Annotated in this window: 14 protein-coding genes; 10 read left to right on the forward strand and 4 right to left on the reverse strand. The window is 49.8% G+C overall.

From position 1 onward, the window contains the following. Nucleotides 1-49: 49 nt before the first annotated feature. Entirely contained in the window at nt 50-1,084 is a 1,035-nt protein-coding gene (gene tdh, locus EL29_RS17685; protein ID WP_013027720.1) for an L-threonine 3-dehydrogenase, zinc-binding type, read from the reverse strand. Between the two features lie 9 nt (nt 1,085-1,093). After that, complete coding sequence (gene kbl / locus EL29_RS17690) at nt 1,094-2,290, reverse strand: glycine C-acetyltransferase (protein ID WP_028715917.1); 1,197 nt, start codon at nt 2,288-2,290, stop codon at nt 1,094-1,096. A gap of 228 nt (nt 2,291-2,518) precedes the next feature. On the opposite strand from kbl, the gene rfaD reads away from it, so the two are divergent. Genes rfaD through EL29_RS17720 form a run of 6 tightly spaced genes read left to right on the forward strand, consistent with a single transcriptional unit; the run spans nt 2,519 to nt 8,891 of the window. Beyond that, on the forward strand, nt 2,519-3,451 hold the full coding sequence (gene rfaD / locus EL29_RS17695; RefSeq protein ID WP_014594895.1) for an ADP-glyceromanno-heptose 6-epimerase: 933 nt from the start codon (nt 2,519-2,521) through the stop codon (nt 3,449-3,451). A 17-nt stretch (nt 3,452-3,468) separates the two neighbouring features. Then, the gene (gene rfaF, locus EL29_RS17700; protein WP_013027723.1) at nt 3,469-4,527 is read left to right on the forward strand and encodes an ADP-heptose--LPS heptosyltransferase RfaF; all 1,059 of its coding nucleotides are present in this window, start codon (nt 3,469-3,471) and stop codon (nt 4,525-4,527) included. Beyond that, nucleotides 4,515-5,483, forward strand: a complete 969-nt coding sequence (gene rfaC, locus EL29_RS17705) for a lipopolysaccharide heptosyltransferase RfaC (protein WP_014594897.1) — start codon at nt 4,515-4,517, stop codon at nt 5,481-5,483. The genes rfaF and rfaC overlap by 13 nt, the downstream gene beginning before the upstream one ends. Beyond that, complete coding sequence (locus EL29_RS17710) at nt 5,480-6,649, forward strand: glycosyltransferase family 4 protein (RefSeq protein ID WP_019105397.1); 1,170 nt, start codon at nt 5,480-5,482, stop codon at nt 6,647-6,649. Before rfaC ends, EL29_RS17710 begins: the two co-directional genes overlap by 4 nt. Next, nucleotides 6,646-7,902: an O-antigen ligase family protein gene (locus tag EL29_RS17715; RefSeq protein WP_014594899.1), complete on the forward strand. Its 1,257-nt coding sequence runs from the start codon at nt 6,646-6,648 to the stop codon at nt 7,900-7,902. The genes EL29_RS17710 and EL29_RS17715 overlap by 4 nt, the downstream gene beginning before the upstream one ends. Next, nucleotides 7,902-8,891, forward strand: a complete 990-nt coding sequence (locus EL29_RS17720) for a glycosyltransferase family 2 protein (protein WP_013027727.1) — start codon at nt 7,902-7,904, stop codon at nt 8,889-8,891. The genes EL29_RS17715 and EL29_RS17720 overlap by 1 nt, the downstream gene beginning before the upstream one ends. Here EL29_RS17720 and EL29_RS17725 read toward each other — a convergent pair. Continuing rightward, on the reverse strand, nt 8,854-9,861 hold the full coding sequence (locus EL29_RS17725) for a polysaccharide deacetylase family protein (RefSeq protein ID WP_013027728.1): 1,008 nt from the start codon (nt 9,859-9,861) through the stop codon (nt 8,854-8,856). The two genes, EL29_RS17720 and EL29_RS17725, sit on opposite strands and share 38 nt — an antisense overlap. 326 nt (nt 9,862-10,187) lie before the next feature. Here EL29_RS17725 and EL29_RS17730 point away from each other — a divergent pair, with 326 nt between their 5' ends. Further along, on the forward strand, nt 10,188-11,285 hold the full coding sequence (locus tag EL29_RS17730) for a glycosyltransferase (protein ID WP_014594900.1): 1,098 nt from the start codon (nt 10,188-10,190) through the stop codon (nt 11,283-11,285). Nucleotides 11,286-11,444: 159 nt separating this feature from the next. Here EL29_RS17730 and EL29_RS17735 read toward each other — a convergent pair whose 3' ends face one another. After that, a complete protein-coding gene (locus EL29_RS17735) occupies nt 11,445-12,467 on the reverse strand; it encodes a glycosyltransferase family 9 protein (protein ID WP_019105396.1) in 1,023 nt (340 codons plus the stop codon). Nucleotides 12,468-12,642: 175 nt separating this feature from the next. Here EL29_RS17735 and EL29_RS17740 point away from each other — a divergent pair, with 175 nt between their 5' ends. From EL29_RS17740 to EL29_RS17750, 3 genes are all read left to right on the forward strand, one after another. Further along, complete coding sequence (locus EL29_RS17740; RefSeq protein ID WP_071988956.1) at nt 12,643-13,632, forward strand: glycosyltransferase; 990 nt, start codon at nt 12,643-12,645, stop codon at nt 13,630-13,632. Between the two features lie 73 nt (nt 13,633-13,705). After that, entirely contained in the window at nt 13,706-14,782 is a 1,077-nt protein-coding gene (gene rfaQ / locus EL29_RS17745; protein WP_019105394.1) for a putative lipopolysaccharide heptosyltransferase III, read from the forward strand. Continuing rightward, nucleotides 14,775-15,911, forward strand: coding sequence for a glycosyltransferase family 4 protein (locus EL29_RS17750; RefSeq protein ID WP_013027733.1), 1,137 nt, complete (start codon nt 14,775-14,777; stop codon nt 15,909-15,911). Before rfaQ ends, EL29_RS17750 begins: the two co-directional genes overlap by 8 nt. The last annotated feature ends 83 nt before the right edge of the window (nt 15,912-15,994 follow it).

Genomic DNA, 15,994 nt, shown 5'->3' on the forward strand with positions numbered 1-15,994 from the left:
ATCACATTACGCAGACAAACGTTATCTTTCTTACTCGCTACTCGGGCGATCAAGGCGACGTCCAGTCCAGAATCACCTTTCCAGACTGCCCCGAGCGCATTTCATCAAAACCCTGCTGGAAGTCATCAATCGGGTAACGGTGAGTGATAATCGGGGTGAGATCCAAACCTGACTGAATCAGCGCGGCCATCTTATACCAGGTTTCGAACATCTCACGCCCGTATATGCCCTTGATAAACAGTCCTTTAAAGATCACCAGGTTCCAGTCAATAGCCATTTCTCCCGGAGGAATGCCCAGTAAGGCCAACCGCCCACCGTGATTCATCACCTCAAGCAAGGTTCGGAAAGCGGGCGGTGCACCTGACATTTCTAATCCCACGTCAAAGCCTTCTTTCATGTCCAGCGCATGCATGACTTCACGCAGATCTTCCCTGGCGACATTGACCGCGCAGGTCACGCCCATCTTGCGGGCCAGTTCAAGCCGGTAGTCATTAATGTCCGTGATCACGACATTCCGCGCACCGACATGGCGGCACACCGCAGCCGCCATAATACCAATAGGGCCGGCACCGGAAATGAGTACGTCTTCACCGACCAGGTCGAAGGATAAGGCGGTATGTACCGCGTTGCCGAAGGGATCAAAAATCGCTGCCAGCTCGTCGGAAATATTGTCGGGAATTTTGAATGCATTAAAGGCGGGAATAACCAGATACTCTGCAAAGCATCCCTGGCGGTTAACACCAACGCCTTGGGTATTTCGACAGAGATGGGTACGGCCTGCGCGGCAGTTTCGGCAGTGCCCACAGGTGATATGCCCCTCACCCGAAACCCGATCGCCTATGTTAAACCCTTTAACCTCCTGACCAATAGCCACCACTTCACCGACATATTCGTGGCCGACAATCATGGGGACCGGGATGGTTTTACGCGACCAGTCGTCCCAGTTGTAAATATGTACGTCTGTCCCACAGATGGCGGTTTTACGAATTTTTATCAGCAGATCGTTGTGACCCGGCTCGGGAACTGGCGCATCAGTCACCATCCAGATGCCCTGCTCTTTTTTCAACTTAGCCAGTGCTTTCATGGTTAATCCTCAGGCAATGACGCCAAGTTGTTTACCAATGCGCGTGAAAGCTGCCACCGCCGTTTCGAGTTGCTGCTGGCTGTGCGCTGCTGAAATTTGGGTTCGGATGCGTGCCTGACCTTTTGGCACAACCGGATAGGAAAACCCGGTGACATAGATGCCTTCCTGTTGTAACAACTGAGCAAATTCCTGCGCGACGCTGGCTTCTCCCAGCATGACCGGAATGATGGCATGATCGGCGCCGGCCAGCGTAAAACCTGCCGATGTCATTTTTTCGCGGAAGAAACGTGCGTTGTCCCACAAGCGCTGACGCAAACCGTCGCCTTCGCTTAATAAATCCAGCACGCGAAGAGAAGCCGCAACAATTGCCGGTGCCAGCGAGTTAGAGAACAGATAAGGCCGTGAGCGCTGACGCAGCCATTCCACCACCTCTGCTTTGGCAGCAGTGTAACCGCCTGATGCGCCGCCCAGCGCCTTGCCCAAAGTGCCGGTGATAATGTCGACCCGGCCCATGACGTCGCAGTACTCATGCGTTCCGCGACCGGTACTTCCGACAAAGCCAACCGCATGGGAATCATCGACCATGACAAGTGCGGAATAGTCGTCTGCAAGATCGCAAATGGCGTTCAGATTGGCGATCACGCCGTCCATTGAGAACACGCCGTCCGTGGCAATCATAATGGTCTTCGCCCCGTTATCCCTGGCTTCCTTCAGGCGGTCGCGCAGTTGCGCCATATCATTGTTAGCGTAACGATAGCGCTGTGCTTTACACAGGCGTACACCATCAATAATCGATGCATGATTGAGTGCATCAGAGATGATGGCATCTTCCGCGCCCAGTAAGGTTTCAAACAGCCCGCCGTTGGCGTCAAAACAGGAGGAGTAAAGAATGGCGTCCTCCATTCCCAGAAAATCGGCGAGCTTTTTTTCCAGCTGTTTGTGTATATCCTGGGTACCGCAGATAAAACGCACGGATGCCATGCCAAAACCGTGCGAATCCATGCCCTCTTTGGCTGCCTGAATTAAGGCTGGGTGGTTGGCCAAACCCAGGTAGTTATTCGCGCAAAAGTTAATTACGGGACGATCAGGCCCGACCTCAATTTCTGCCTGTTGTGCGGAGGTAATAATACGTTCTTTTTTGAATAAACCTTCACGCTGGGCGGCGTCGAGTTGCTGCCGGATATGTTGGTAAAAATGCGCTGGCATTATCCTGCTCCTGATAAGGTGGAAATCTGGCAAATATTACTGAACATATCGCCTTTCTACGCTTAATCGACCAAAAGAATGTTAATTTTGCAGCATAGTTCACGCCATTCTGTTGGATGTGGAGGACCTTACAGAGTCATCTGGCTGTCTGGAGCGGGATGAAATGTTATGATGTAGGCATTACGTGTGAAATGTCCCGTTTCAACTCAAAACTTTAAAGGTAACAGTATGATTATCGTAACCGGCGGCGCAGGAATGATCGGCAGCAATATTGTCAAAACGCTGAACGATCGCGGTCACAACGACATTCTGGTCGTGGATAACCTTAAAGATGGCACCAAGTTCGTGAATCTGGCCGATCTGGATATCGCTGATTACATGGATAAAGAAGAATTCCTGACCTATATCATGTCAGGCGAAGATCTTGGTCCGATTGAAGCCGTTTTTCACGAAGGTGCCTGCTCAGCCACCACCGAGTGGGACGGTAAGTACATGATGGATAATAACTATCAGTATTCTAAAGATCTGCTGCACTTCTGTCTTGAGCGTGAAATTCCGTTCCTTTACGCTTCTTCTGCCGCCACCTATGGTGGACGCAATGAGAATTTCATTGAAGAGCGCCAGTACGAACAGCCACTGAATGTCTACGGCTATTCAAAAATGCTGTTCGACCACTACGTGCGTCAGATCCTGCCTGAAGCCTCCTCGCCGGTATGCGGCTTTCGCTACTTTAACGTTTACGGCCCGCGTGAAAGTCATAAAGGCAGCATGGCAAGCGTGGCGTTTCATTTAAACACGCAGATTAGCAATGATGAAAATCCAAAGCTGTTTGAAGGCAGCGACGGCTTTAAACGTGATTTTATTCATGTCGATGATGTGGTGTCGGTGAATCTGTGGTGCTGGGAGAATGGGATTTCCGGCATCTATAACTGCGGAACAGGCCGCGCCGAATCCTTCCAGGAAGTGGCAGATGCGGTGCTTAATTTTCACCAGAAAGGCCAGATTGAGTACATTCCTTTCCCTGACAAGCTGAAAGGCCGCTACCAGGCTTACACGCAGGCCGACCTGTCTAAATTACGCGCAGCGGGTTACGACAAACCGTTTAAGACCGTGGCACAGGGCGTTTCTGAATATATGGTTTGGTTAAATCGCAACGTCTAAAGGAATAGATACCGGTAATGAAAATTCTGGTGATCGGCCCGTCGTGGGTCGGCGATATGATGATGTCGCAAAGTCTCTATCGTACCCTAAAGGCCGAACATCCTGACGCAGTGATTGATGTGATGGCACCTGCGTGGTGCCGTCCTTTACTTTCACGGATGCCTGAAGTGAATCAGGCGCTGGCGATGCCGCTGGGTCATGGCGCGTTAGCGCTTGGCGAGCGCCGTCGACTGGGCAAATCGCTCCAGGCCAGCCATTATGACCGCGCTTATGTTTTACCCAACTCTTTTAAATCAGCGCTGGTTCCCTTTTTTGCCGGGATCAAGCGCCGTATTGGCTGGCGCGGAGAAATGCGTTACGGCCTGTTAAACGATTGTCGGGTACTGGATAAAGCCGCGTTTCCGCTTATGGTTGAGCGCTATGTGGCTCTGGCTTATGACTCACCAGTCCGCTCAGCGCGGGAACTGCCGCAACCCCTGCTAACGCCTCAGCTACAGGTCAGTGAACAGGAAAAAAGTGAGACGTCCGCGCAGTTTCAGCTGACTCCCGAGCGGCCGACGATTGGTTTTTGTCCCGGTGCAGAGTTTGGGCCGGCAAAACGCTGGCCGCATTTTCACTATGCGACGCTTGCCCAGCAGTTAATCAGTGAGGGTTATCAGATTCTGCTGTTTGGCTCGGCAAAAGATCATTCCACCGGTGAAGAAATCCTGTCTTCGCTACCGGAAGCGAGCCGTGCGCATTGCCGCAATCTGGCTGGCGAAACGCAGCTGGAACAGGCTGTTATTCTGCTGGCTCAGTGCCACGCAGTGGTCAGTAATGATTCGGGCCTGATGCATATTGCCGCAGCGTTAAACCGACCGCTTGTCGCCTTATATGGTCCCAGCAGCCCTGACTTTACGCCGCCTCTGTCTAATCGGGCACGTATTCTCCGTTTAATTAGCGGCTATCATCGTGTACGCAAAGGCGATGCCGGGCAGGGCTATCACCAAAGTCTTATCGATATTCAGCCCGCACAGGTTCATGAAACATTGAGCACGTTGTTGCGCGAAGTCCAGGAGGGGACATGCACGTCCTGATCGTCAAAACCTCCTCCATGGGAGACGTACTGCATACGCTGCCAGCACTCACCGATGCCATGCATGCCCTGCCCGGAATACGCTTTGACTGGGTGGTGGAAGAAAATTTTGCACAAATCCCGACCTGGCATCCGGCAGTGGATAAGGTTCTGCCTGTCGCCATTCGACGCTGGCGCAAACACTGGTTTGGCAGCCTGCAGCGTGAAGAGCGCGTGCGTTTCAAGCGTGAGCTTCAGTCTCGTGACTACGACATCGTGATCGACGCTCAGGGGCTGATTAAGAGCGCCGCGCTTGTGACTCGTCTGGCTAAAGGCGTTAAGCACGGCCTGGACAATCGTAGTGCGAGAGAACCTTTCGCCAGTTGGTGGTATGACAAAAAGCACGAGATCAGCAAGCAACAACATGCAGTCGAGAGGACGCGTGAGCTGTTTGCTAAAAGTCTGGGTTACGATAAACCCCCGTCTCAGGGGGATTATGCAATTGCCGGCCATTTTCTGAAGCCCTTATCACAGCATGAGAGCCCTTATCTGGTATTTCTTCATGCCACTACCCGTGATAACAAGCACTGGCCAGAAGCTCACTGGCGAGAGTTGATTGAACGTGTCCGGCCAGCGGGCTTGCGTGTAAAGCTGCCGTGGGGCGCTGAACATGAACATCAGCGTGCGCTGCGTCTGGCTGAAGGTTTTGAGCACGTAGAAGTCTTGCCTAAGCTTTCTCTTGAAGCCGTAGCACAGCAGTTGGCAGGCGCAGATGCCGTAGTGTCGGTAGATACAGGGCTGAGCCATCTGACCGCCGCACTAGACAGGCCCAATATCACGTTATATGGCCCCACCGATCCGGGTTTGATTGGGGGTTATGGGCAAAATCAGTATGTTTTGCGGCCTGCAGAGGGCAGCAAATTAGCAGACATTAGCGCTAAGGACGTCGCGGATATGGTCTTTGAGATTCTTGTATGAAGAAACTCCACATCATTAACCTTGAAAAAATGGGTGGTGTTGAACGCCTGTTCCTGCAGTACATCAATGATTTTTCTGACGGAAATGATGATGTGATATGCATCAGTAATGAGATAGACGATGATATTCGTCGTCACATTCCTCAACAAAAAATCACCTTTGCCAATCGTTGGGTAAATGGCCTGAAATATAAAGTCCCGCAATTTCTTCGGAAATATTTGCTAAAAAAACGCATTGAGGCAAGTGATGCCGATGTAATAGTGGTTTGGGATTTAATTCCAGGACTGCCAGCAAAACCCAGGCGGGCTGCTCTGGTCTATTACGATCATGGCTGCTCATGGCGTTATCCAAAAAATAAAAAAACGCTTAACTTTATGGCAATGCTGGACGGCGTGATTTCAGCCTCATACGCGTCAAACCGGGTGATGCATCACCGCTTCAACCTACCTTGCCCGCATCACGTCGTGATAAACCGAATCATGTTGCCGCAGGGGATAAATTCCGCAATCAGAACGCTAAAAAATCCGCTCAGGCTAGGAACGGCATCTCGCCAGGTTAGCCTGAAAGGCATTAGCGTAGGACTTTTAACGCTTAAAGAATTACGCCAACGTGGACACAACGTTGTGTTGGAAATTGCGGGAAAAGGGCCCGATCATGACGCCTTCGTGGCGCTTGCTGAGCGTTTGAATATTAGTCAGTTTGTTACCTTCAGCGGTTTTCAGCATGATATGAGCGCCTTTTTTAATCGCACAGATATCTATCTCAGTACACCTGTCACTGAGCCATTTGGCCTTTCCTGTATGGAAGCGCTTTATTTTGGTGTACCGGTTATTTTCCCCATGATTGACGGCCAACCTGAAGTCGTTGGTCATCAGCAGTGTGGCATTGGATTACCCCCCTCCGTTACAATTGATGAGCATGAGAAATTAACTGGTATACGCGTTGATTTCCCCTATCAGGTCTACGAACCTGTCCGTGATGTTATGGAAGAAGCCAGGCTGGTTTCACATATTGATTGCGCCAACGCGGTGGAAGTCTTGTCGGTGCCTGAAACGTATCAGCGATTTAGTGAAGCCGCTAAAGCCTGGACAGTAGAACATTTCGACTATGCGCTGTTTAAGACAGAATTCAACGATGCTTTAAAGGATGTTATAATTAAAAAATGAAACTAAATCATTTAATCTTTAAAAAAGAAGCGCCTGCCAACTTTTTCAGCCAGCTTATTTTTATCGGATGTGCTATCGCCTTTATTACTTCGCCATTTGGATGGGCCTTTGGCAGGAACGTTTTTTATCTTTCCAGCTATCTGGCTTTTCTGGTCATCGTTTTTCATCTCAGATTTTACATTGCTGACAAAAAAAACCTGATTCTCCCTGGTGCGTTTTTTGCTGTCGGGATCATCAGCATTATCTGGACAGCCATGTATAAACAACCTGGCGATTTCATTAGTCTGTACCGGCAGTACCAATCAACCGGACGATTACAAATCGCCGCAGCGTTTGTTCTACTGGCGATGCTTAATACAAAGATAGCGCTACAAAAAAATACCGTGCTGGCAGCCCTTGTTTGCGGGCTTGCGGTAAATAGCTATGCCATTTATCAGGGGGTTTTCTTACACATAGCGCGTGTAGAGCTGAATTTTGATCGAGCAACGGTTGCTGCCTACATCATTACCGCAGTCAATCTGATATTCATTAAAGCCGTATTACTTTTAAAAACCCGCCACAGAGTGTTGCTTTTTTTGGCAGCTTTCGCCTTTACCTATGCTTCCATTCTGTTGACTGGAACCCGTGCAGCTATGCTGGCTTATCCCGTGTTGGCTTTAATGATTGTACTCATGAGCACACATGTGATTAATCGTCGTCACAAAATTATTCTGTTCATCCTGGTGCCCATCATGCTCCTGCTCAGCGCTGCACTTTTTCATAAAGTCATCACTATGCGTATACAGCAGTTCAATCAGGATATTGCGCATATGCATGAGCAAACGGGAGAAAACTCAATCATCTCACGCTTAAGCATGCAAACCGTTGCATTTCGCACCAGCCTTGAAGCCCTGTGGGGAGAGTCTGCAGAGCAACGAGCGGCAGAAGCAAAAGTGATTGTTGCACAAGAACCTTCGCTTTATGGGGCATTACCCTACCTTACCGTTCATATGCACAATGAAGTGATGGAAACGTTCTCGATTAAGGGCATTGTGGGTCTGTTAGCGTTGGCAGGTTTATATCTTTGCTTATTACGCAGCGCATTCACGCCTTACCGCAATCCCGCACTCTTCGCAGTCACAGTATCTTTGATCACCTATGGCCTGAGCGACGTGATATTTTTCAGCACTGAGGGAACCCTCATCTATTGTCTGGCCGTCATCATCAGTGGCTTATTAGTTAAAACACCGTCTGTATTACAGGAAGCGAAGTAATGCAAACGCGTGACTGGCTGCTAAGCATCATTATTCCTTTATACAATAGTCAGGATTATATCGTTCCCTGTCTGACATCCTTGTTTACCCAAATTGACCCTGATATTCAGGTCATCATTATCGATGATGGGTCGACAGACCTTTCAGCCCAGCGTGTGAAAGAATTTCTCAAGACTTATCCTTCAGCTTGTGTTGAATTCATTCAGCAGGCTAACCAGGGGGTTGCCGCAACCCGCAATGTTGGCCTGTCAAAAGCTAAAGGAAAATTTATTACCTTTTTGGACGCTGATGATCTACTCAGTAAAAATTATCTATCAGTTATCCGACCGTTATTACTCTCCGATCAAGACGATCTGATTGATTTTAACTACGCACGCTTTGAAAACACGCCCCCTGAAGCATCAGAAAACGAATTGCCTCAACGTGTCGCTTACGATTTTTCCGTTCAGGGGCTGAATTGTCTGCGTCCGCTTTTTATCCGATCGATGTGGCATTTATGGAACCGCATATACAGAAACAGTCTGCTGGAAGGTGAGGCTTTTGAAGTCGGCAGACGTTACGAAGACGTTATCTTTACGCCATTTCAATATCTCAAAACACAGCGTATCGCTCATCTTGAAAATACGCTCTACTACTACCGCGATAATCAGCAGGGCATCACACGGAATGTCCGTATGAGTGACATTGAGGACATGCTATTCGCCATGAATAAAATGTGTGCAATGGCACAGTCTGACACTGAGCTGCGTCGACTGGCTGCAGGGATGATAGTGAACTGCTTTAATGAAGTGAAAAGCATGTCGAAAGCGGTTTTTGGTTATTATCATTACGATAAACAAACCAGGCTGGCCATTAAGTCAGCCGCACGCCTTTGTAGGGGCCATTGCAAAACAAAAAAGTTTTGGCAAATGCGCTATCCCGAAGTCGACACGCTTTTTTCGTGGTTGCGATTTAAGGCCCGCAAATCTGTTCCTGAAGCGAATCAGTGACGGCACCGAGTGCCGTTTTTTTCTTCAGGGCATATTCGGTCAAGGTCATACCCTGGGTACGTTCCTGAAGCCAGCTGAACAGCTGCTCTAAATCATCGTAAAGACGGTCAATGTCTGCGTCGTTTTTAAACGTCGGGCTGCCGTCAGGCATAAACTCCGATGAATGCAGCATAAATTCAACATAGTCGTTTCCCTGCGACAGCGTTTGCTCAACGACATGCTTCATTTGCGCCAGATTCCCGCCCACAGGCCGCAGCCAGTTTACCCGAGGTCCTCTCGACTTACCCCTGACGTTGTCCCAGACTTTTTTAAACTGGTTTTTCAACATGCCATGCCGGTACTGAATGCTCATCGGCAATTCCAGTAAGGTTGAGCTGCCAGGCTTGGAAATATCGTTGATGTCGACATAGTAGGCCTGGTCAGGAAAATGGCGGTAATCTGTACCGCCTTTCCCCTGGGGAGCACCGGGAGAACTACGCCAGTCCACGCGCGGCGTCACAGAGCAGTCGACCAGATAGCCATGATCGATCAATGCACGTGCATAAACTTCATTGAAGGCCCAGCGGCCTGCACGGTGACTACGCATTTTAGTTTCAAATGCCGTTTCAAGCAGGTCGGTCATATAGGCGACCTTATCGTGCAGTATCGACTCTGGATATTCGATCAAATAAGGCTGGTAACGCCAGTCATCCTCCGTAAGTGCATAGTCAGGAGGGCTGTACCAGGCATGTAAATGCATGCCTATTTCACCCTGATTACGCTCAAGAAGATCTCGTCCGAACTCGACATAAGCCGGATCGCAAGCCATTTCATAATTAGTAAGCCACGTCGGTTTGAACGCGTATTTCTCGCAAAGCGACTGAAAACGCGGTAGAAAGCGGACATTATGTGTGGTGACATTGCCGCTGCGGTTGCGCCAGAGGTTGTCACCTTCCGTATCGAGAGTGATTAAAAATGCCGGTTTATCCATGACTTATCCAATAATCGGTAGAGATTATCCTGACTATGTTACGCAGGGTAGTCATTCCGCGCAAAAATATAATTGCAATTGGTTTGGTTTTTATTCGTAGTCATCAATGGCCTGATAACCTAAGATAATTCCCGTAGTCAGCGGGGCCTTTATTTTGTAACGCCTTGAATAAAATAGCGTTGTGGTGTTTTCCCTATTGAAAAACTGCGTCAGATCCCCACTATTTTGCTCTGTTATGGCGAGTTTACTGCCGTGCGCTTTATGCTTTAGGCCATTCACAGTGCTGGCGGCGTCTTTGAGGTGATAATTTGTCCAAGCGTATTTTGATGATAATAGACGGGCTGCCTGGTGGCGGCGCTGAAAAAGTAGTACTGACCCTGGCACAGGGCCTGATTAACAGTGGACATCAGGTATCACTTTTTTCTTTGCGTAACGTCTGTGATTATTCCCTTCCGTCAGGGCTTGATTACCAGGTGATTGAAGACCGTTGTCGCAGTCCATGGCGTAAGCTTACCGAAACATCTCGTCGCGCCGCGCTCCTGGATAAAGCCGTCCGTTACAGTGAAACCCGCCAAGGCAAATTTGATCTTGTGCTGTCTCATCTGCATAAAACGGACCGAATAGTGTCTTCTTCGCGTGCTCTCGATCCGCTCAGGACCTGGTATTGCATTCATGGCATTTTTTCTGCCTCTTATCTCGCTCGCAAATCGGGTTTTTCATTATGGCTCAAGCGACAGAAAATACGTCATGTCTATCGCCATCGCCAGGTGATCGCGGTTTCCCAATATGCTCTTGATGACTTGATCAACCATATTGGCGTAAAAGCATCGCGAACGGATGTTATCTTTAACCCTTTTGATTTCAATGAAATCAAAAGGCTCTCACTGGAACCCTGCCCACTGGCAGGTGAGGATTTCCTTGTTCATGTTGGCCGTTTCCATGAAACTAAACGCCATGACCGCCTGTTGGAAGCTTATGCGCAAAGTGGCATTCAGGCTCCTTTAATCTTACTGGGACAGGGCAGTCCTGCTATGAAAGAAAAACTGTATCGTTTATCGGAACAGCTGGGCGTTTCAGATCGCGTGCGCTTTGAAGGCTTTCAGCGTAATCCCTATCCCTGGATACATCATGCACGGATGTTGATTTTGAGTTCTGACAGTGAAGGCTTTGGCAATGTTTTGATCGAAGCAATGAGCTGCGGAACACCTGTAGTGAGTACACGTTGCCCCGGCGGGCCCGCGAGTATTTTGACGGGTGACCTGAGTCGCGGGCTGTCTGAGATGAATGCAACCTCACTGGCGGAAAAGATGCGAGAGATTTACGATAACCCGCCTGATTTGCATCAACTTGACCTGAGTATCTACAGCCTCTCCGTTATCTGTCAGCGATACTTGCAGTTGGCAGATTTCCGAGCGTCCAAATGAATGCATGTTGACCGCTCATAGCATCAATCAGTCGTTCCCATGAACCGATAAGCAGATCAAGGGAACGGCACGTTTTAAGCGTTGTTCTTCCGGTAATTGACATCGTTTAGCCAGAAATTTTCGGAAAATAATTGAGCGTGTCAGTCACGTAGTAGCCACTCAAGAGATGTCCTTAAGCTGCAGCCACGCACTCATCACCTCTTGAGGAGTAACGTCGTTACATTCACCAGAAGGTGTCTGCAAAATCCTGTACTCACCAGACCATGGATGCCACCCAGGCGCATCCGTATCGCCAAAAAACACCACCTGCTTTTTATGCAAACCCGCCGCGATATGCATTTGGCCACCATCGCTACACAGAATTTGGTCACAACAACTAAAACCCGCCATTAGATCACGCACTGATGTGGTAGTGTAAGCCGCCACTCGTGAAGAATTGACCAGTTGCATGAGTTGCTCGGCTCTGGCGTCATCACCCCGATCATCCGGCCCCAGCGCTCCCTGCGGCGACCAAAAGATCAGCACACGGGCTTGCGCATCTTCTAACAGATGACGAATAAAAACAGCATACTTTTCTATATCCCAGCGGCGCTTTGGGCTGCGACTACTGATGTGTATACCGTATGTCTGACCCGATACCGTAAACAGTGAATGCACATGCGTTTTAGCCTGTTCATGCTCTCGTGGGGTTAAATAGACTCTGACGGGGGGAACGACAGGCAAATGAGCAGTGAGCGCTGAGAGATACGAGTAAGTGTGTTCGACTTGGTGGTTGCCAGAAAAATCGTCTCTGCCAAAGACTCTTGTCAGCCCGTTATCGGCTTCGCCAGCGCCAATGATGTGGGTTGCGCCCGCCATACGCGCGAGGCGAAGGCTGTATTTACAGGGAACCGGGTTCGCCAGTACCACCGCATCAAACTTCGTTTTACGTAAAGCCCAAAAGATCTTTAAACGGTGCCAGTAAACGCCAATTGCGGTCTCGTTCTTGCCACGGTGCTTGGCTTTCTTATAGACATGAAGCGCATCGACATGGGGGTTATGCAGTATCACATCCTGCGCCACTTTATTTACCAACAGCGTCAGTTTAGCTTCGGGAAAGGCCGTTTTGATGCCTTCCAGTAACTGTGTGGTACAATCCATATCACCAATGTTGTCGCGCCTGATGACGAGGATATTTTTCATATTGTACCTGGTTAAACGTACCTGACCGGACTGGAGCGTACACACGCCATAAAGTTGCGAAAAAATAAATTTCTGCTACCTATCAAGGTTTGACCCTAAATGCACAAAAAGTTCTATCGGCATTCGTAATAATGTCGGCGGAAATCCGTCTCTTTTCACTTGAAGTTATGCTGCTGTGTCACAAAATTCGCCTTTACTATCGATAATCACACCAATGTTTAACGCTGGTGTCATGTTTGAGACATTTATTCAGTCTTTACTGGCTCAGACGCTGACATCTCTGGAAATCATCCTTGTCGATGATGGATCGACTGACGGCTCGGGTGAGAGAGCGGATGACTACGCACGACGTCATCCTCATATCCGGGTCATTCACCAACCTAATGGTGGTGTATCACGTGCACGCAATGCCGGGCTGGCTGTTGCATCCGGTAAGTACGTAACCTTTCCAGACGCTGATGACACCATGAAGCCAGAGATGTATCAGACACTGGTCGATATGGCAGAGGCAGACGATCTCGATGTGGCGCAATGCAATGCCGAATGGTTTTTCCAGGCTAGCAATGAAACCCAGCCGTTGATACCGCCTGAACGACTCTCAAGCACATCCGTCCTTAGCGGCCCTGAGTGGCTTAACAAGGCGCTGAAGACTCATCGCTATAAACATGTTGTCTGGCTTGGTATTTACCGACGCGAACTGATTGAAAAACTGAAGCTAAATTTTGAACCCGGCCTGCACCATCAGGATATTCCCTGGACCACAGAGTTCATGCTGAATGTAAAACGCGCGCGCTATACCGATAAACAGCTGTATCGCTACTATCTGCACGATGCTTCAATCAGCAACCGCAAGCGGACCGGCCTGCGTAACGTTGAATATCAGCGTCACTATCTGAAAATTGCGCAAATGCTGGAGTCAATTAACAGCCGCTATCGCCATAAGGTAAAAATTTATCCGGCCTTTCACTATCAGATTACTTACGAAGCCCTGAGCGTCTGTCACAGTATCCGACGCGAACCGGACGAATCAGCACGACAGGCGATGATTGCCGATATCTTCGCGACCCAGACACACAAACGCATGCTGCGTAATGCGCGCGGGATAAAACAGTGGTATCACCTGCTGCTATGGCTGGGTCGAATTTATTACTGGCGCAGGAAATAAGCGGCGTCACTTGCTTTAACCTCAAAAGGGTTTGCCCTACAATCGGCTCACTGAATTCTGAGAGCATTTGAGTATGACAAGCCCGATTCCAGTCCAGTTTGCACCCAAAAAAATTCTGTTAATCAAACTACGCCATCACGGCGACATGCTGCTGACTACGCCTGTCATCAATGCTTTGCATCAGCATTATCCGCAGGCCAGCATTGATGTCCTGCTCTACAAAGAAACCCGGCCCATGCTGGAAGCACATCCTTCTGTCCGTCATCTGCACATCATCGATCGAAACTGGAAAAAGGAAGGTGGCTGGCAGACGTTTCGCCATGAAGTCGCACTGGTCTCAGCAGTGCGAGCCTGTCATTACGATTTGGTGATTAACCTTGCCGATCAGTGGCGCAGTGCCATTCTCACCGGACTGTCTGGTGCGCCGGTACGCATTGGATTCGCGTTTAAAAAGCGTGATAACGCCTTCTGGCGCGGGTGCCACAATCATTTGGTTACCACAGAAAATCATGAGCGCTTACATACGGTTGAACAGAATCTTTCCGCTCTGTCACCGCTGCAGATTTCAGCCGACGGTGCCAGAGCCTCGATGCACTTCAGCCCGGACGATGCGTTAAAAGTGCAGAATATGCTGCTTCAGCAGCAGGTGAAGCCCCCTTATATCGTGCTGCAGCCTACCTCCCGCTGGCAGTTCAAATGCTGGGAGGAAGACAAGGTTGCAGCCACTATCGACCAGCTGGCTCAAGCCGACCGAAAAGTCATCCTGACAGCAGGACCGGATGATAGTGAGCTGGCGATGGTTGAGCGGATTCTGGCGCAGTGCCAGTCTCCGCATGTTATCTCGCTGGCAGGCAAACTCTCTCTGCCACAACTGGCTGCACTGATTGCTTGCGCTCAGCTCTTTATCGGCGTTGACTCAGCCCCGATGCACATGGCCGCCGCGCTCGACACGCCCTGCATTGCGCTTTTCGGCCCGACAAAACTGCAGCACTGGCGCCCCTGGGGTGACAACAATCGGGTCATCTGGGCTGGTGACTATGGCCCCCTTCCTTCTCCGGATTCCATTGATACTCGTACCGAACAACGTTACTTGTCCGTTATCCCGGTTGAGGATGTCGTTACCGCAGCAAGGAGCTATCTAAATGAGTAAGTTACGCCTGGCGATTGTCCGGCAGAAATACCGCCCTGATGGCGGGGCCGAACGCTTTATTTCACGCGCGCTGGAAGCCCTGGGTAGCGAAAAACTGGATCTCAATATCATCACCCGAAGCTGGGAAGGAAAGCCCAACCCGGACTGGCACCTGCATATCTGCAATCCAGGGAAACTGGGACGGGTTTCACGTGAACGCGGTTTTGCCCACGCGGCGCGGGCCTGCTGGGAACGTGAAAAGTTCGATATTGTTCAAAGCCATGAGCGTATCGCTGGTTGTGACATCTTTCGGGCAGGCGATGGCGTTCATCGTGTCTGGCTTGAACAACGGGCACGTATTGTTTCGCCCCTGCAGCGTCTTAGCGCCAGCCTCAGCCCATATCATCGCTATGTTCTGCAGGCAGAAGCCGATATGTTTAACTCCCCCGCACTGAAAGCGGTGATATGTAATTCTGAGATGGTAAAAAAAGACATCCTGCGCTGCTTCGCACTGCAGGCTGACAAAATACATGTCATTCACAACGCCATTGATTCAACGCGCTTTCAACCTGCGACAGAGGCCGCCCGCCATGCGGTTCGGACACAGCTGAACCTGCCCGCTAACGCGACTGTTCTGATCTATGTGGGTTCGGGATTTGAACGTAAGGGCCTCAAAGCCGCCATTGAAGCGCTGGCCAAAAGTAACCGCTATCTGATCGTGGTCGGCCAGGACAAACAGGCAAAACGTTATCAGCAGTTAGCCAGTCAGCTTCACTGCAGTGAGCGGCTTCGTTTTGTCGGCGTACAGCAGGATGTGCAGCCCTATTACCATGCTGCTGATGGATTGCTTCTGCCCACCCTTTACGATCCTTTTCCCAACGTGGTGCTGGAAGCCATGGCCTGCGGGTTGCCGGTGATCACCAGCACCGGGTGTGGCGGCGCTGAATTTATTCGCGAAGGTCAGGAAGGGTTTGTTCGTGATGCGCTGGATGTAAAAGGACTCAATCAGGCCATTAATGCCCTTTCTGCTTTAACCGTTGACGGCAGAATGGGCGAAGCAGCAAGACGCAGGATTGAACCTTACACGCCGCAAAACCTGGCACATTCACTGAACAGGCTCTATCAGCAGGTCCTGAGTCGCCACGCATGATGTGGGATGAGTGATTATGCTGTTTCTGATAAGATGCTGTATTCTGACTTTAATCTGCTTTTTTGACGCCAACGTGTCATAAC

This window comes from Pantoea ananatis LMG 2665 (assembly GCF_000710035.2).
GTDB classification, from domain to species: Bacteria; Pseudomonadota; Gammaproteobacteria; order Enterobacterales; family Enterobacteriaceae; genus Pantoea; species Pantoea ananatis.